The organism is Mycobacterium neumannii, from assembly GCF_048452905.1.
In the GTDB taxonomy this organism is placed as follows: Bacteria; Actinomycetota; Actinomycetes; order Mycobacteriales; family Mycobacteriaceae; genus Mycobacterium; species Mycobacterium neumannii_B.
The window spans coordinates 131,994-147,820 of the sequence record NZ_JBCGVF010000001.1 but is presented as its reverse complement, the minus strand read 5'-3'; the positions used below and the strand labels follow the sequence as shown (position 1 = coordinate 147,820).

At 65.5% G+C, this 15,827-nt stretch carries 16 protein-coding genes, 4 tRNA genes and 1 pseudogene; 9 read left to right on the top strand and 12 right to left on the bottom strand.

Features of this window, described 5'->3' with window-relative positions; translation table 11 throughout:
• Nucleotides 1-69: 69 nt before the first annotated feature.
• The 3 genes from AAHH99_RS00555 to AAHH99_RS00545 form a co-directional block, all read right to left on the bottom strand.
• Nucleotides 70-2,202 carry an LCP family protein gene (locus AAHH99_RS00555; protein WP_418766950.1) on the bottom strand — a complete coding sequence of 711 codons (2,133 nt, stop codon included), beginning with the start codon at nt 2,200-2,202 and terminating at the stop codon, nt 70-72.
• A gap of 185 nt (nt 2,203-2,387) precedes the next feature.
• On the bottom strand, nt 2,388-3,548 hold the full coding sequence (gene dusB / locus AAHH99_RS00550) for a tRNA dihydrouridine synthase DusB (protein ID WP_418766949.1): 1,161 nt from the start codon (nt 3,546-3,548) through the stop codon (nt 2,388-2,390).
• The gene (locus tag AAHH99_RS00545) at nt 3,545-4,543 is read right to left on the bottom strand and encodes an acyl-ACP desaturase (protein ID WP_064348081.1); all 999 of its coding nucleotides are present in this window, start codon (nt 4,541-4,543) and stop codon (nt 3,545-3,547) included. The genes dusB and AAHH99_RS00545 overlap by 4 nt, the downstream gene beginning before the upstream one ends.
• 205 nt (nt 4,544-4,748) lie before the next feature.
• Between AAHH99_RS00545 and AAHH99_RS00540 the strand changes: the two genes are divergently transcribed.
• The 3 genes from AAHH99_RS00540 to AAHH99_RS00530 all read left to right on the top strand — a co-directional run bounded on the left by AAHH99_RS00540 (nt 4,749) and on the right by AAHH99_RS00530 (nt 6,325).
• Nucleotides 4,749-5,207 carry a PASTA domain-containing protein gene (locus AAHH99_RS00540; RefSeq protein WP_418766948.1) on the top strand — a complete coding sequence of 153 codons (459 nt, stop codon included), beginning with the start codon at nt 4,749-4,751 and terminating at the stop codon, nt 5,205-5,207.
• Between the two features lie 120 nt (nt 5,208-5,327).
• Nucleotides 5,328-5,750 (top strand): hypothetical protein, encoded by a 423-nt coding sequence (locus AAHH99_RS00535; protein ID WP_418766947.1) that lies wholly within the window; start codon nt 5,328-5,330, stop codon nt 5,748-5,750.
• Between the two features lie 158 nt (nt 5,751-5,908).
• Nucleotides 5,909-6,325, top strand: a complete 417-nt coding sequence (locus AAHH99_RS00530) for a hypothetical protein (protein WP_418767551.1) — start codon at nt 5,909-5,911, stop codon at nt 6,323-6,325.
• A 6-nt stretch (nt 6,326-6,331) separates the two neighbouring features.
• Here the strand turns inward: AAHH99_RS00530 and AAHH99_RS00525 are convergent, their stop codons facing one another.
• On the bottom strand, nt 6,332-6,916 hold the full coding sequence (locus AAHH99_RS00525) for a TetR/AcrR family transcriptional regulator (RefSeq protein ID WP_418766946.1): 585 nt from the start codon (nt 6,914-6,916) through the stop codon (nt 6,332-6,334).
• A gap of 70 nt (nt 6,917-6,986) precedes the next feature.
• On the opposite strand from AAHH99_RS00525, the gene AAHH99_RS00520 reads away from it, so the two are divergent.
• Nucleotides 6,987-8,021: an oxygenase MpaB family protein gene (locus AAHH99_RS00520; protein ID WP_418766945.1), complete on the top strand. Its 1,035-nt coding sequence runs from the start codon at nt 6,987-6,989 to the stop codon at nt 8,019-8,021.
• 58 nt (nt 8,022-8,079) lie between these two features.
• On the opposite strand, the gene AAHH99_RS00515 is transcribed toward AAHH99_RS00520, so the two are convergent.
• The 3 genes from AAHH99_RS00515 to AAHH99_RS00505 all read right to left on the bottom strand — a co-directional run bounded on the left by AAHH99_RS00515 (nt 8,080) and on the right by AAHH99_RS00505 (nt 10,123).
• Nucleotides 8,080-8,430 carry a hypothetical protein gene (locus tag AAHH99_RS00515; protein WP_418766944.1) on the bottom strand — a complete coding sequence of 117 codons (351 nt, stop codon included), beginning with the start codon at nt 8,428-8,430 and terminating at the stop codon, nt 8,080-8,082.
• A gap of 58 nt (nt 8,431-8,488) precedes the next feature.
• Nucleotides 8,489-8,564: transfer RNA gene (locus tag AAHH99_RS00510), tRNA-Lys, on the bottom strand.
• 71 nt (nt 8,565-8,635) lie between these two features.
• A complete protein-coding gene (locus tag AAHH99_RS00505; RefSeq protein ID WP_418766943.1) occupies nt 8,636-10,123 on the bottom strand; it encodes an RNA-guided endonuclease InsQ/TnpB family protein in 1,488 nt (495 codons plus the stop codon).
• A gap of 161 nt (nt 10,124-10,284) precedes the next feature.
• Between AAHH99_RS00505 and AAHH99_RS00500 the strand changes: the two genes are divergently transcribed.
• The 3 genes from AAHH99_RS00500 to AAHH99_RS00490 all read left to right on the top strand — a co-directional run bounded on the left by AAHH99_RS00500 (nt 10,285) and on the right by AAHH99_RS00490 (nt 10,587).
• Nucleotides 10,285-10,357, top strand: a tRNA-Glu gene (locus AAHH99_RS00500).
• 33 nt (nt 10,358-10,390) lie between these two features.
• Nucleotides 10,391-10,467, top strand: a tRNA-Asp gene (locus tag AAHH99_RS00495).
• A gap of 43 nt (nt 10,468-10,510) precedes the next feature.
• Nucleotides 10,511-10,587 (top strand) — tRNA-Phe (locus tag AAHH99_RS00490).
• Nucleotides 10,588-10,887: 300 nt separating this feature from the next.
• On the opposite strand, the pseudogene AAHH99_RS00485 reads toward AAHH99_RS00490, so the two are convergent.
• Both AAHH99_RS00485 and AAHH99_RS00480 read right to left on the bottom strand, forming a co-directional pair.
• Nucleotides 10,888-11,553, bottom strand: a pseudogene (locus tag AAHH99_RS00485) (AmiS/UreI family transporter).
• On the bottom strand, nt 11,553-12,302 hold the full coding sequence (locus tag AAHH99_RS00480) for a cysteine hydrolase (protein WP_418766942.1): 750 nt from the start codon (nt 12,300-12,302) through the stop codon (nt 11,553-11,555). Before AAHH99_RS00480 ends, AAHH99_RS00485 begins: the two are co-directional and overlap by 1 nt.
• A 251-nt stretch (nt 12,303-12,553) precedes the next feature.
• On the opposite strand from AAHH99_RS00480, the gene AAHH99_RS00475 reads away from it, so the two are divergent.
• Complete coding sequence (locus AAHH99_RS00475; RefSeq protein ID WP_418766941.1) at nt 12,554-13,393, top strand: SDR family NAD(P)-dependent oxidoreductase; 840 nt, start codon at nt 12,554-12,556, stop codon at nt 13,391-13,393.
• On the opposite strand, the gene AAHH99_RS00470 is transcribed toward AAHH99_RS00475, so the two are convergent.
• Genes AAHH99_RS00470 through AAHH99_RS00460 form a run of 3 tightly spaced genes read right to left on the bottom strand, consistent with a single transcriptional unit; the run spans nt 13,394 to nt 15,157 of the window.
• Entirely contained in the window at nt 13,394-14,182 is a 789-nt protein-coding gene (locus AAHH99_RS00470; protein ID WP_418766940.1) for an MBL fold metallo-hydrolase, read from the bottom strand. It abuts the gene before it with no gap.
• Nucleotides 14,179-14,637 carry an ester cyclase gene (locus AAHH99_RS00465; protein WP_418766939.1) on the bottom strand — a complete coding sequence of 153 codons (459 nt, stop codon included), beginning with the start codon at nt 14,635-14,637 and terminating at the stop codon, nt 14,179-14,181. The genes AAHH99_RS00470 and AAHH99_RS00465 overlap by 4 nt, the downstream gene beginning before the upstream one ends.
• Before the next feature lie 25 nt (nt 14,638-14,662).
• Nucleotides 14,663-15,157: a DUF2834 domain-containing protein gene (locus AAHH99_RS00460; protein ID WP_064397526.1), complete on the bottom strand. Its 495-nt coding sequence runs from the start codon at nt 15,155-15,157 to the stop codon at nt 14,663-14,665.
• 71 nt (nt 15,158-15,228) lie between these two features.
• Between AAHH99_RS00460 and AAHH99_RS00455 the strand changes: the two genes are divergently transcribed.
• Nucleotides 15,229-15,825 carry a TetR/AcrR family transcriptional regulator gene (locus AAHH99_RS00455; RefSeq protein WP_418766938.1) on the top strand — a complete coding sequence of 199 codons (597 nt, stop codon included), beginning with the start codon at nt 15,229-15,231 and terminating at the stop codon, nt 15,823-15,825.
• Nucleotides 15,826-15,827: the final 2 nt, after the last annotated feature.

Genomic DNA, 15,827 nt, shown 5'->3' with positions numbered 1-15,827 from the left:
CCGAAACGGGATGAAGCGAACGGTGAACGAAAGGTGAACCCACCTGCTGAAACGCTGTGACCCGCGGGATTACTCGCAGCTGGTGTCGGCTGCGTTCGTGACCGCGAGATCCTCCGGGAGCTGTGTCGGAGTGCTCCTGGATCCACGCACGACGTGTACCTGGACCGGGGATCCGCTCGGTGAGGGCGGGGCGACGGTGTGGAAGTCGCTGCCCAACACCACGCGCACGGTGTCACCCATCCCCGTCGTTCGCTCCACCTTGGCGTTGGCGAAGGAGGACGCCACCGTCGCCGCCGCCTCTTCGTTGCCCGGTGAGAAGAACACCGTCGTCGAATCCAGCGGACCCGGGTAGTCGTCGGGGGAGGTGACGTTGAAACCGTGGGTCTGCAGTTCGCTGGCCGCGGTCGCGGCGAGACCGTTCTCCCCGGTGGAGTTCGATACCTGGACCGTGATGTCGGCCGGATCGGTGGTGATCGCGTCCACGAGCTCACCCGATGGAGCAGCGTCATGGGTCGGCGCGGCCGACTCGGGCTGGGCGTTGGTCGACGACTCGGGTGTCCCGGGCACCGGGGTGTTGTCGGCGTTCTTCTCCTCAGGCAGCGGATCGTCGTTGATGATCGCGTCGAAGATGGCCCGGGTGTCTTCCTCGCGCAGGTGCTCGTTGCCGTACTCGTCCATGTAACCCGTCGTCGGGACGGTCAGGAACGTGATCCGGCCCGCGGCGATGCCCTGGATCGACTGGCCGAGCGTGACGAGGTCCTTGGTGCCCATGTTGTCGACATAGCTGTCGTTGATGAACATGTTGACCACGTTGTTGAGCTTGGACAGCGAGAAGAACACCTCTTTGGAGATCATCGAGCGCATCAGCGACGACAAGAACAGCTGCTGGCGCTTTATCCGTCCGTAGTCGCCGTTGGTCTCGGTGGTCACCTGGCGGGCGCGTACGTACTGAAGAGCCGTGTGCCCGTCGACGATCTGCCGGCCGGCGTGGGGGAGCACCGTTCCGAGCTCGTAGTCCTCGAGCGGCGTGGTGCTACACACCTCGACTCCGCCGAGGGCGTCCACCATCTTGGAGAAACCCGCGAAATCCACTGCCATGAAACGGTTTATCGAAAGGCCGGACATCTTCTGGATGACCTTGACCAGACACTTGGGACCGCCGACGGCGTACGCCGAGTTCAGCTTGTACTCGGTGTAAACCTCCTCGGCGCCGTACATCGGCGAATCGGGGTCGGTGATCGGACCGTAATCGCCGGTCTTGGGATCCCACGGCTCGCACTTCATCGGCTCGATCGCGAGGTCCCGCGGAAACGACACCGCCACAACACGTTCCCGGTTTGCCGGAATGTTCACCAGCATCACGGTGTCCGAGCGCGCGCCTGCGGCGTCTTCGGTGGTGCCCGCGCCCATGTCGCTGTTCTCGCCGAGCCGGCTGTCGACGCCGACGATCAGGAAGTTCTCGTCACCGAATTGCGCGTTGGGGTCGAGGATGTCGCGGGAGTCGGGGTCCAGCGCGGAGATCCGGTTCATCATGTTGTTCTTCGCCGACTGCCACTGCCAGGCCCCGCCGGTCATCGCGAGTGCGAGCACGGCGATCAGCGCGGCGATCGCGCGGCCGGCGATGAGCGTGCGGCGCCGACCCTTGGGGGGCTTCGCCGGCCTGTTCGCGGTGGCCGCATGTGCCGCGGGCACCCGGCTGGGCCTGCGAATGAGCGCCAGGTCGGGCAGTTCCGCATCGGCGTGGACGACCGGCAAGATTTCGGTGTCGCAGTCGTTGTCGTCGCTGGACGCGGGCGGCCACGGTTCGTCTGGTCCCGGTTCGTAGAGTCCAGCCGATTCGTCGGGGACAGCCGGTGAGTCCGGCCCAGCCGGTGCGTCGGGCACCGACGCGATGATCTCGGTGGGCGGCGCCGGTGGTTCGGGAGGTTCGGCCGCGCGGCGGCGCCGACGCCGCAATTCGGGCGGCACCGCGTTGTCGCCGGACAACTTGGCGATGAGGTCGGCGACGGTCACACCGTCGGTGTGGTTGCCGGTCGACTCGACCTCGGCGGCTTCGGCCTCCGACGGCTGCTGCCTGCGCGGGATGTCCGCACGCTCCCAGGGTGCGGACCCGGGTGCGGGCCGTTGGCTGCGGGTCAGCCACCGGTTGTCCCCGTCGGTGGAGTCGGGAGGGCCAGGAGTGGCGTTATCGCCGTCACTCATGTCCTACCGGCCTCCGACTCTCGACATGTGCAGCTCAGGGGCGAACACGGCACCGCGCGCCATTGCTACGGCACCTGGGTGACTCCGCGACGGGAGCGCATTACGAACGAGACTCATATCGTACTGAGAGATCCTGAGAGATGTGATGTCAGAGTCGTCTCAGGACGGAGACGACTGGGAGACGGCTACCCACCGGAGTGCATGACCTCGGCACCGGCGGGCACCGTGCAATCGTCGGGATCGGCCAGCCACCCCTCGGGCAGTGCCACCGAGGCAGCGGATCCCTGGCGGCCGCGTGGACCGGTCGCGGCGTCGGGAAAGGGCACGTCGGCATCGAGCCTGCCGAGTAGTTCCTCGAGTTCAGAAAGGGATTTGACCAGCGCCAACGCCCGCCGAAGGTCGGCGCCGGCGGGAAATCCGTGCAGATACCAGGCGACATGCTTGCGAATGTCGCGCATGCCCTTGTCCTCGCCGAAATGGGCTGCCAACAGCTCACCGTGGCGCACGATGATCGACGCCACCTCGCCGAGCGTGGGCGGTGCAGGCGCGGGACGGCCGGTGAACGCGGCCGACAGTTCGGCGAACAACCAGGGCCTGCCCAGACAGCCGCGACCGATCACCACGCCGTCGCATCCGGTGGCCGACATCATCGCCAACGCGTCGGAGGCTTCGAAGATGTCGCCGTTGCCCAGCACCGGTACGCCGGTGACGTGTGTTTTCAGCGCCGCGATCTGGTCCCAGTCCGCCTTGCCCGAGTAGCGCTGAGCTGCGGTGCGCGCGTGCAGGGCCACCGCTGCGGCGCCTTCCTCGGCGGCGATCCTGCCGGCGTCCAGATGGGTGCGGTGCCCGTCGTCGATCCCGATGCGGAACTTCACCGTCACGGGGATGTCGGTGCCTTCGGTCGCGCGGACCGCCGCAGCGACGATCTGCCCGAACAGCCTGCGCTTATACGGCAGCGCAGCACCCCCACCGCGCCGGGTGACCTTGGGCACCGGGCAGCCGAAGTTCATGTCGATGTGGTCGGCCAGACCTTCGTCGACGATCATCTTCGCCGCCGCGTACGTGTTCTGAGGGTCGACCGAGTAGAGCTGAAGCGAACGCGGGGTCTCGTCGGGCGCGAACGTCACCATGTGCATCGTCCCCGGATGCCGTTCGACCAGAGCTCGCGCGGTGACCATCTCGCACACGTACAAGCCGCTGACCGTGCCCGCCTTGGCCAGCTCGAGTTCGCGGCACAGGGTGCGGAACGCGACGTTGGTCACACCGGCCATCGGCGCCAGTACGACGGGGCTGCGGAGCCGTATCGGGCCGATCAGCAGTTCGCGCTCGTCGGCCAGAACCGTCATGAGGGCGAGGAGGCCAGAACCTTCTTCGCGGAGAGCTTCTCGGCCTTGCGCGCCTCACGCTCGAGGCGACGCTGCTTGGATTCCTCGAACTTCTGCGAGGCCTCCTCCAGCTCCTCGACGAGCACACCGAGGTCGTCACGCATGCGCGCGGCCTCACCGGTGAAGTCTTCGCGTTCGAAGATCCGCCACTTCTTGAGCACCGGCATCACCACATCGTCGAGGTGGATGCGCGGATCGTAGACGCCGCCGACGGCGATGATGACGGCCTTGCGGCGGAACTCCGGAACCGTGTAACCGGGCATCTTGAAGTTGCGCAGCACGCGGTGCAGACAGTGCATCGCCTGGTCCGGCGCGATGTCGAAGCCGGCTTCGCTGACGTCCCGATAGAAGATCATGTGCAGGTTCTCATCGGCTGACACCCGCGCGAGCAGCTGGTCGGCGACGGTCTCGTTGCACGCCTTGCCGGTGTTGCGGTGCGAGACGCGGGTCGCCAACTCCTGAAAGGTCACATAGATGACCGAGTCGAAGAGGCTCTCGGCGAAGAGGTCGCCCTGCTGGTTCTGGCCGGGAGAGAAGCCGCGGGTGACCTGCTCGACGCGCAGCTGTTCCAGCTGTACGGGGTCGACCGAACGGGTGACAACGAGGTAGTCGCGTAGCGCGATGCCGTGCCGGTTCTCCTCGGCGGTCCACCGGTTCACCCACTGGCCCCATGCGCCGTCCATGCCCATGTTCATCGCGATCTCGCGGTGATACGACGGCAGGTTGTCCTCGGTCAGCAGGTTCTGGATCATCGCGACCTGGGCGACTTCCGACAGTTGCGACTGCTCGGGATCCCAATCCTGGCCGCCCAGTGCGTAATAGTTCTTGCCGTCCGACCACGGGATGTAGTCGTGCGGATTCCAGTCCTTGCGCATCGACAAGTGCCGATTCAGGTACTTCTCGACGACAGGCTCGAGCTCATGCAGCAGATGTAGGTCAGTCAAATTCTCGTGCATTGATCCTTACTCCTTCTCGCGTGCGAGAGCCCCACCCATTAATTATCTGTACCCGTTGGTTGCACTCAATATATCTGTGTCCCCCGGTGACATCAAGTTCCGGACAACAGTGTCACAACCGCCTCTCCAGACGCATCTGTCGATGTAGTATCCCCGTCGGGCAAACACTTACGCCCTGAATCACTGGAGACTCGGAGGACGGGCGTTGCTCAAGTTGCGGCATCTGTGGGCAGGCGCGGCCGTCGCCGCGGTAGCGGCAGGTATCGCGCTCGTCGGAGCCGGCCAGGCCGCCGCGGTCCCCGATGTCGTCGACCGCCCCTATAAGGACGCCAAGAAGATCATCCAGCAGTACGGTGGCAACGCCGTGGTCGCAACGCGGGTCGGGAGCAGCGCCGACGAAGGCAACTGCCTGGTGACGAACGCGTGGGATGCCGCGGTCCGCCGCCCGAACTCGCGGGGGCGCCCGGTATCCAACAGCGATGTCATGGTGGCCCTTAACTGCAATGCCGCCGTCGCCGCGCCCGGAGCGCCGGGCAACTCCGCGATGAGCCCCGTCGGCCGCGACGCCAAGGCCGAGCAGCAACGCCAGCAGGCGAAAGCCGCGCGCGAGGCGGCGAGGCTGGAAGAGCAGGAACTGGCCGCCCCTGTCACGCCGGACAACTGAGTTTTCCCGTCCGACCTTCACAACCGGCATTCGGCTCCGGTGGCGGTGTATACCGAACCGCAATAGACTGCGACCAGCGTTAACCCGGCGGTCATCGCCCAGACACGGAGGTTGGGGCACGTGAAGAAGATCCTCTCCATCGGCTTCATGTCGGCGATGTGCGTTGCGGCGTCGGCTGTCGCCTTGGGCTCGGGCACCGCCTCGGCCGCTCCCAGCGTCGTGGGTATGAAGTACTCCGATGCTCAGGAAGAGATCGAGAACGCCGGCGGCAAGGCCGTGGTCGCCTCCCGGGTCGGTGACAAACTCGACCTCGGCGATTGCATCGTCACCAACATCTGGGACTCGTCGTTCCTCCGGATCAGCCAAGCCGACGAGAGCGAGATGTCTGTCGCCTTGAACTGCGCGGGCGAATACGCGACCGCCACCAATCCCGGTGCCTCCGTTGCGAATCCGCTCGGACGCGCGGCCAAGTCCAAGGCCGAGCAGGAAGCTGCCAACCAGGAACTGAGCGAACTGGAAGCGCCCGTCACGCCCGACGAGTAACGCGGGCTTCACAAAGCTCAACTGTTTTCACCCACCGTCAACCTCCACGCATCGCTACGTTCACACCGCCCCATGAAGGTGGCGTGGAATCCATGCCCGGGGTGGACGGCTGCGCGTCAGCGCCCGCTCCGGAGCACACTCACGGAGGCGAGCAGACCATGCGAATGCGAATGTTGGGGATCGGCACGGTCGGTGCGGCGGTGTCGGTGATGGCGCTGTTCGGCACGGCGACGGCGGCGGCCGCCCCGGACGTCGTGGGGCAGACCTACTCCGACGCGGTCTCGGCGATCGAGGAGGAAGGCGGCACGGCCGTGGTCGCTGCCCGCGTGGGGGACAAACTCGATCAAGGCGACTGCATCGTCACCAACGCCTGGGACGCGTCGTTTCTTCGCATCGACGCATCAGGGAGCCAAGTTCACCTCGCCCTGAACTGTGCAGGTGGCTATGCGACCGCGACGAATCCCGGTGCGTCGGCAGCCAATCCGCTCGGTCGGGAGGCCAAGTCCAAGGCCGAAGAGGAGGCCGCCAACGAGGAACAGGAAGAGCTGGAAGCGCCGGTCACGCCCGACGAGTAGGCGGGTCTAGTAGCTCGACACCCGGCCGAGCAGCATCTCGACGCAGTAGTCGATGAAGTGCTCTCGCGTGGCGGCCAGCCTGCCGTTGAGGTAGGCGGTGAACAGCGCGGTCAGGGCCCCGATCAGCCCGGTGGCCGTCATCGCCGCCCGTTCGGGATCGGTGATGCGGGTGAGCTTGCGCTGCAGCAGCTCGATGAAGCTGGGCATCCACTCGGCGCCCGACCGCGTCAGCACGGGTTCGCTTGCCGGCGCGAGCAGCAACACCCGGCCCCGGGTCGGGTCGTCGACCATCAAGGCGACGAACCGCTCGACGGCGTCGCGCGGGGTTTCCGCAGAGGTCAAGGTGGACATGGCCTTGGCGCAGACGTCGTCGTACACGGCACGGACGAATTCGTCGCGGTCGGCGAAACTTTCGTAGAAGTAGCGCTCGGTCAACCCGGCCGCCCGGCATACGGCGCGGACGGTGAGGGACGGGCCCTCGGCGGCACCGAGAAGCTCCACCCCCGCGGCGATGAGCTCGTCGCGGCGAAGCACCTGACGGTCCTGCAACGGCACGCCCGACCATCGGCCCCGTCTTTGACCCGAAGGCACATCCCTCCTAAGCTCGGCATGACAACGCCCGTAGTCAGAAATCCTGCTACCTCCGGACGGAAGTACACCAGTGACTCAAGATACGTCTGAAACGTGCCCCGTGTCCCGGGAGCGCCACCCGTCGGGAGGGCAGGAGGATGCTTCCTCGCTGGCTGCGGGCTGTCCGGTGACCTCCGGCGGCTACGACGCGCCACCGCTGCCGCTGGGCCCCGACTCGCTGACGTGGCGGTACTTCGGTCAGTGGACCGGGCTGTTCCAGGGCACCTGGGCGGGGTCGATGCAGAACATGCACCCGCAGTTGGGTGCCGCCGTGCAGGAGCACTCGATCTTCTTCCTGGAGCGGATTCCGCGGCTGCTGCGTTCGATCTACCCCATCGGCGGCGTGGTGTTCGACGGTGATCGCGCACCGAGGACGGGCGCGGAGGTCCGCGACTACCACGTCGGCATCAAGGGCATCGACGAGCGCGGCCGACGGTACAGCGCGCTCAATCCCGATGTCTTCTACTGGGCGCACGCGACATTCTTCAAGTCGACCCTGCTGGCCGCCGAGAAATTCGGTGGCGGGCTGACCGAGGGCCAGAGGCGGCAATTGTTCGACGAACACATCACCTGGTACCGGATGTACGGGATGAGCATGCGGCCCGTGCCCAAGACGTGGGAAGAATTCCAGGAGTACTGGGATCACATGTGCACCAACGTGTTGGAGAACAACTGGGCCGCCCGCGAGGTGATGGATCTCTCGACGATGCCCAAACACCCTTCGCTGGAGTGGGTTCCGGATCCGTTGTGGCGGCTGAACCTCAAAGTGATGCAGCGCTTTCTGACGTTCATGACCGTCGCCCTTTACGATCCGCCGGTTCGGGAGCTGATGGGTTACACGTGGTCACCTCGGCAGGAGTGGTTGCACCGGCGCTTCTGCGATGTTGTGACGTTGGCGACCAAGGTGTTGCCCAAGCGGTGGCTGATGCATCCGCGCAAGCGTTCCGCGATGGACCGTGCGACGGGTCGGCTGCCGGCAGACGCTCCTCTGGTCGAGACGCCGGCGCGCAACCTCCCGCCGGTCGAGTACCGCGGTCAGCCGCAGTTCTATTGCCCGCAGGTTTGATTCGGCGGCTGGCGCCTGAATATAATTGTGGCGCTTATAAACTGGGCGAGGCAGCCGGTCACCGACACCAGGTGCGATGGTCCGTGCTCTCGAATCCGGCGCACTCAGCCGCCTCTGATTTCGGCATGGCGACGTAGGGCGGTTCTCCCGACCCCGTGAAGTAGTAGTAGTTGCGGTGGTCCTGTCCGTAGACCCACCAGTCGCCGGAGCCCTGATTCATCTGAGTCGGTGTGAAGCGCCACATCGATGACTCCGCCGGAATCACATACACGGGCTCTGTCGCGGCGGACCAGGCATTCGACACGATCGGCAGACCTGTGATCACGACGATGCCCGCCACTATGCCCGCCCCGATGGCGAGCGCCACCCGGGTGCGCGTGGCGAGCCGGCGGACACGGAGACGTGTCATGGCCGGGATCTACCTCAGTGCCCCGGTTCGTGTTCGGGTTGCTTGATGAGAGGGCTTGTGGTGCCCCCGCGGAGTTTCGATCTCCGTACCCGCGGATTAAAAGTCCGCTGCTCTTCCGAGTGAGCTACGGGGGCGCAGCCACTCTATCGGAGGCCTTTGCGATACGCGCAACCGCTGTGGTCTCGTGTTGGGACTACCAACCGAGCTATCCAGCGTGCCGACTACTCGCTGAGATGGTCGGCACCGCCCTTCTCGGGCGTCCTCGGTTCACTGTAAGTGCAACCTCGGTTCCCGCTTCTACCGAAGCGGGGTCGCCAGCATCAAAGAGATGCTGCTCGCCGCCGTTTCGTCCACGGGCATTGGTGACCCGGCCTCCTGCTTGGGGGTCCGGGAATCGATCGGTGCCATGGGTCCGCTGAGCCCAGCGAGCCAAGTTGACCGCGGCGTTGTGGTCACGGTCGGCGGTATGGCCGCATTCGCAGCTGAAGATGCGATCCGCAAGCTTCAGGTCCGTCCGTTTCGCACCGCAACGCGAACATGTTTTGGTGGAAGGAAAGTAGCGGTTCGCATAGACGACTTGGCCGCCGCGCCAGCGTTGCTTGTAGGTCAAGATGCGAGCGAACTCAGACCACGCCGCATCCGAAATAGACTTAGCAAGACGGTGATTCGCTAGCATCCCAAGTATATTCAGGTCCTCCAGAACCAGTCGGTCGTGAGTCTTGACCAGCGAGTTGGAGATCTCATGCAGGAAGTGGCGGCGGACGTTGGCGACCCGATGGTGGTTCCGTCGAAGTTTCAGCAGGGTGGTTTCGTGGCGGCGTGATCCTCGCTTCCTTAGGGCCAGCTTCCTGGCCAGCCGTCGTTGCCGGGTCATCGCGCTACGCAGGGCCCGCGGTGGCGCCCCGATGCGCGCGACCATTGTTCCGTCGGCTTCGGCGGCGACTGCGTATGCAGTCAGCCCACGGTCTACACCGACCCAGCCACCGTGATCGTCCTCTGATCTTGCTGGGTGACGATGCGAGGGGTGTAGATCGTCGGCTTCCACGTTCAGCGCCACCCACCAGCGGCCGGCACGATTGCTGACACTTGCGAACAGAATCCTTGCGCGGTTTTGAGCGAGCATTCGGCGAAGCCGGCGAGTGTCGTCGCGGACAGCCACGACACCGATCTGGGGCAAGGTGATCGAGCGCGTGCGGCCGGCGTCACCTACACGGATCGTCGGCCGGCGGCCCTTGCGCTGGGTATTACGCAACCGGAATCGGGGGCGGGCGCCTTTCTTCTTCTTGATTCGTGGAAATCCGATCTTTCTGCCCCTGCGCCGTCCGGAGAGTGAGTCCGACCAGGCCTTCAGGGCGCGAGCGCAGTCGACTGCCGCTTCTTCGAACACTTGCTGGCTTACCTCATATCGCCACGCGAGGCCGGTGGACACAAGTTCGACAGCTCCGTCGTTGCTCGCGGCCCACACCCGACCAGCAGCTTCGGACTTCTTCCATCGGTTGAACGCGTTGATCAGATCGAAGCCGCTGCGAGGCACAGTTACCTGCTCGTCGGCGCGACGGGCGCTCAGTGCGGCTTGGACCATTCGCAGGCACTGGTTATACGCAAACCGGGACGCTCCCGCGTGACGGAACAGCGCGTCACGCTGCTCGACTGTCGGGTCGAGACAGAATTCGAACGTGGTGTGGCGCGTCATCGTGGAGCCAGCATTGCACCCGCCACCGACAACCGAAGGCCGCTTTCTGGCAACGCGAAGCGTCCGCGTAGCCCTCGTTTGAGGATTCCGGTGCCGATAACCTAAGCTATCGAAGCTCCCAACGTCATCGCGTTGCGAGTACCCCGGAGAGATTCGGCTGGGCCCCCTTCGTCTAGCGGCCTAGGACGCCGCCCTTTCAAGGCGGTAGCGCGGGTTCGAATCCCGTAGGGGGTACGCGCAGCGACCCGTACGATGGGACGCAAGCAAGGCCCTGTGGCGCAGTTGGTTAGCGCGCCGCCCTGTCACGGCGGAGGTCGCGGGTTCGAGTCCCGTCAGGGTCGCCATTGCGGCGAGGCATGCTGGGTTACGCCCGAGCGGTGCCTTCCGGGCCAGGTAGCTCAGTTGGTACGAGCGTCCGCCTGAAAAGCGGAAGGTCGCCGGTTCGATCCCGGCCCTGGCCACCACTGAGTCACTTGTGCCCTCGGAGGGGACGTTCCGCCGAGGGAAACCGGCGAGCGGGAACCGGCGATCATCGGCGGAGGGCTGTGCTCTCAACGCCACGGCTGCACCGACGACCGCCTTGTGACGGGCCCCCGACGCAGCCGATCCACACCCGTCACCATCCGTCGGCTACCCACAAACGAATTGTCTCCACACAAAGTCTGACGTCACCGTCAACAATCCGGTAGTCCAGATCGCATTCCACCGCACAACGCGACCGGCGGCTCCGGTTTCCCGAAGCCGCCGGGGCATCTCACTCGCTGTCAAACCGGTTGCGGCACGGCCAGTTCCCCGTCGGCGGGCACAACCTCGACCGGGGCCGGCGCAGAGACCGGCACGGGTTCGTCCGTCCGTGCGGTGCGCGTCGCCAGCGCCGCCGACAGGGCGACGCCGGCCACCAGGGCGGCAAGCGCCGCGACCCCGGCTAACGGAGATACCGACCAGGCGCCGTTCAACAGGAAGATCGCCGGCAGCGTGCACGTCGGAATGCCGAGCAGGATCAGCACCCACCCGGTGAAGTGGCCGAGGTCGAACGACCGGAACCGGCTGATCCCCAAACCGAGCAGCACGAAGAACAGCGTCCACATGCGCGCCCACGTGGCCCAGATGACCGCGAACACCGGATCGGTGCCGATGTTCTTGACCGCATAAAACAGTGCGATCGCGGCGACGAACGCGCTGTACCAGCCGAACCCCTGCGGCTCGAGGTCTTAGATCTGGATGAGCCCGAACCACAGGTGGGTGAACCCGAACAGCAGGCTCGGCCAGGTCGCGTTGACGACGCCGGTGTCACCACCGGCCTGCACCAGGATCAGCGTGGGCAGGACAACCTGTGCCGCGCCGGCGCTTCTCGGCTTGACCACCCCGATGGAGACCAGGCCGTTGACGAACAGGACGACGCCGACGAGGAGCAGACCCACGTTGCCCATCAGCGGCCCACCCATTCCACGAACTGATCCGACGAGATCACCGGGGCGAAGAACTTGTTGATGCGGCCGAATGCGGCCGGCTCCTGGTCGGGGCGGGCGGCGCCGGTCGCGTCACCGATGATGATGGGCAGCAACCCGTGGTCGCGCGCGGCGCGGGCGTTGCCTTCGATGCACCAGTCGAGGTGGATTCCGGTGATGACGACGACCTCGATCTTCTGCCGGATCAGTGCACCCGGCAGGTCGGTGCCGACGAACGCGGTCTGAAGCGCCTTTTCATAGAGTTCGTTGTCACCGGGCTCCACCAGTTCGCGCAGCTCGTCGACGAGCGCGTTGTCCCAGGCGATCTGCTCGGGCGTCGCGTCGATGTGGCCGGTCCAACTCTCGTACTGGACACGGTCGAAGGTCGTCTGCGGATAGTCCTTGCGGAACACCGAGAAACCGATCCAGTTGAACGACAGGAAGTTCGGTGCTTTGCGCGCCGCCCGCACGGCCTTCACCGTCGCGTCGAGGCTGCCGCGCAGCGCGTGACCTTCCGCGTATTGCACACCGCCGGGCTTGTAGAGGGAATTGGACTGGCTGACCGACAAGAAGGCCGCCGGTCGGCTCAGGATCTCGCGGAAGTCGAGCTTTTGCCAATGCGCGGCAAGGGGTGGGATGGAGTCGACGTTGGTGGGCGGGAAGGCCGCGGGATCGAGCGCGACCGGCTCCAGGGGAGTCAGCCGCGACGGGGTGTCGATGATGGTGGTCAAGGTGTTCACCTTCTCGTGGGTGGACGGGTCTCGCGCGCCGCAGTGAAATGCCCACGGCTGCGGGCGTTTACATGAAGGTGACGTGCGCGTCGTGAGCGTCCCACGGGGAGAAGCCCGGTCAGACACTTAGAATCGGCGCGAGTTCATCGCCTCGCGTCCGCGAACGGTGCGGACCGAACCGCCCTTGTCATACGCGGTACCTCCGCGTACCGTAGCGGTACCTCGGTGTACCAGAAAGGCGGGCAGTCGTTATGAGCAAGCAACGTAGGACGATCAGCGGGCGTACCGCGGTCATCACCGGCGCGGCGTCGGGTATCGGACGCGCACTGGCGCAGCGGCTCTCGTCATACAGCTGCCCGGTAGCCATCGCCGATGTCAACGAACAGGGGCTCAAGGAGACCGAGGCGTCGCTGCGTGGCCCGGCACTGCTGAAGGTCCTGGACGTGAGCGACGCCGAGGCGCAACGCGACTTCGCCGCCGAGGTACGCGCGTGGGCGCCCCGGCCGATCGGGGCGGTGTTCAACAACGCCGGTGTCGCGCTGGGCTCCACGGTGCTCGACGCCGTCGTTGTCGACGACGACTGGTTGTGGAACATCAACTTTCATGGCGTGGTGAACGGCACCAGGGCGTTTCTGCCCATCCTGGTCGAGCAGGACGAGGGCGTGATCGTCAATACCTCGAGCGTTTTCGGTTTGGTCGGCATGCCGGGCCAAAGCGCCTACTGCTCAGCGAAATTCGCGGTCCGCGGATTCACGGATTCGTTGCGCCAGGAGCTGCGGGGGACCGGCGTGTCGGCCGTCAACGTGCATCCCGGCGGTGTGAACACCAATATCGTGCGCAACGGCCGGTTCCGTGAAGAGCCGGGCGGTCCCACCAAGGATCAGGTGGTCGAGGAGTTCGCGGCGATGACCCGAACCCAGCCCGACAAGGCGGCGGAGATCATCCACCGAGGCGTGGAGGCGGGTAAGGCCCGAATCCTCGTCGGGCCCGACGCCTACATGTTCGACGCCCTGGCCCGGATCGCACCGACGCGGTACTTCGACGTGCTCGAGCGCGTGCAGGCATCGCTGCGCAAGCGCGCCGCGAGGTAGCTACGCGGTCTCCTTCGCGTACTGCAGCAGTCCCGGATCGTGCGAGCACAGCAGAAGCAGATCGGGTTCGGCGCGGCGATACAACTCGGTCAGCCGAGCGTGGTTGTCGCGCACCTGTTTACGGTCGAACGCGGCGACCTTCTCGAACGCGCCGAGCACCGGCGGTATCCGCGGCGGGCCGCCGATGGTGTCGGGATGGTAGAAGGCGTCTCCACAGTGCAGAAGCCAGCGATGGCCCGCATCGACGGCCACGCAGGCATGTCCTCGGGTGTGGCCGGGCAGCGACATCAGCACGATGCCCGGCGAGACTTCGGTCAGCTCCTTGGCCGCGGCGAACCCGCGCCACTTCTCTCCGGCGGGAGTGTGCTCGACGATCTTGGGGCCGTGCTCCCACTGGGCCGATCGGAACCGGAAGCGTTCACCCCGGGTCGGCGGGTGCATCGCTCCGAGTATTTCCGCCGCGGTGCAGTGAATTTCGGCGTGCGGGAAGTCGGAGATTCCGCCGATGTGGTCGATGTCGAAATGCGTGACCACGATGTGGCGGACGTCTTCGCGGCGAAAGCCCAGCCGTTCGACCTGCCGGGCCGCGGTCTCGTCGGGGTCGAAGAACGGCCGGAACAGGCGGCGGGTGGGGCCGGTTCGGCGTGCCGGCTCCGCACAGTCGGCCAGCCCGTAGCCACTGTCGACGAGGACCAACCCGTTGTCGGTCTCGACGAGAAGCACATGGCAGACCAGGACTGGGACGCCCCAAGGATGCATCGATCCACAGTTGAGATGATGAACCTTCACGGGGCGGCTCCGGTGAGCAACTCGCTGCGGCCGATCTGTGTCACGAGGCTCGCGGAGTCGAAGTAGATCCGCTCGTTGACGATGCGATCGTCCTCGAAGAAGAACACTGCGGCCACCGGCACGCGGAAGGCCCTACCTGTCGGCGGCAGTCCGTAGAACTCGCCCAGATTTGTTCCCAGCAAGTCGAATTCGACGATCACCGCGTCGTCGGCGACGTGGAACCGAACGTTGTCGTGGCGCTGATCGGGGAACGCGGTGCGCGTGCTCCGGTAGTAGGCCATGACCTCGTCGTCGCCGTCGAAGACCTGCCCGGTGGCCATGATTTCGTAGTGGGGCCGTCCCCCGGACTCGTTCTTGAACGTCGCGAGGGTGGCGTCGAACTCCTTGGTGACCTCGGTGTCCATGTGCACACGGATCACCTCGAGTCGGCGTTGGCGCAGCGCGTCGGTGGTCATGAACGCACTGTACGACCGGGCGTTGTCAGGCCGGTGACGTGACCTCCGCGGCGATCGACTGATGGCGGTGCTGCCGCTCGATCGTCGCGAGATAGAACGCCCACGCGAATGCCGAACTGGCGAACAGGATGAAGCCCAGATACAGCCAGGCGTGTTTGACGTCGCGCCTGCGACCGTCGACCAGCAACCACGCGGGGAACAACAGCAGGCTCATGATCGTGTAGTCCTGGCTGGCGGAACTGGCGGCCGGGTTGTCGTAGCCGAGCGCGATGAACTCTGACCAGCTGCCCGGACCCCATACGAAGTTGTGCAGCCCACCTGCCGGCGCGTACTCGGCCACGAACTGGTTGTTGAAGTAGTAGCCGAGGATGACCGAGGCAATTCCGGCGACGTAGTAGAACAACTCGAGCTTCGTGACGCGCGGACCCGAGGCGTAGCGCGCGAAGATCGCAGGGTTCGCCTTGACGATGACGGCCAGCGTCGCGAACCCGAGGACAAGGTGAATGATCAACGAAACCATGATCGGAGTTTCTCACCACAAGGCGAAGTTTTGTCAATATTGACATAACTTGTTTCGGGTACTTTCAGCACATGCCCCGTCCGGCCCAGACCGCGCGCAGCGAGCGCACCCGCGAAGCGCTGCGGAAAGCGGCGGTCGTACGGTTCCTCGCGCAGGGAGTCGAGGAGACGTCGGCCGAACAGATCGCGGCCGATGCCGGTGTGTCGTTGCGGACGTTCTATCGCCACTTCGCGTCCAAACACGATCTGCTGTTCGCCGACTACGCCGGCCTGGACTGGTTTCGTTCGGCGTTGGCCGCCCGCGATCCCCAGGAGCCGATCATCGAGGCGGTGCACAGCGCCATCATGGCCCGCCCGTACGACGACTGGGCTGTCGCGCAAACCGCCGCGCTGCGCGCGCAGGAGCTCGAACCCGGGCGGGTGGTGCGGCACATGCGTCAGGTGGAGGCCGACTTCGCCGAGGTGATCGCCGAACACCTCGGCGAGGCCCTTTCATCCGATGCCAACACCGACGAGCGGATGCGGATCACGGTCACCGCCCGGTGCATCGCCGCCGCGGTCTTCGGCGCGATGGAGGTGTGGATGCTCGGTGACGAGCGCTCACTTCCCGAGCTGTCCCGGCTCACCGGCGAGGCCCTTCGCGCGCTGGCCGAAGGCATAACCGGATGACG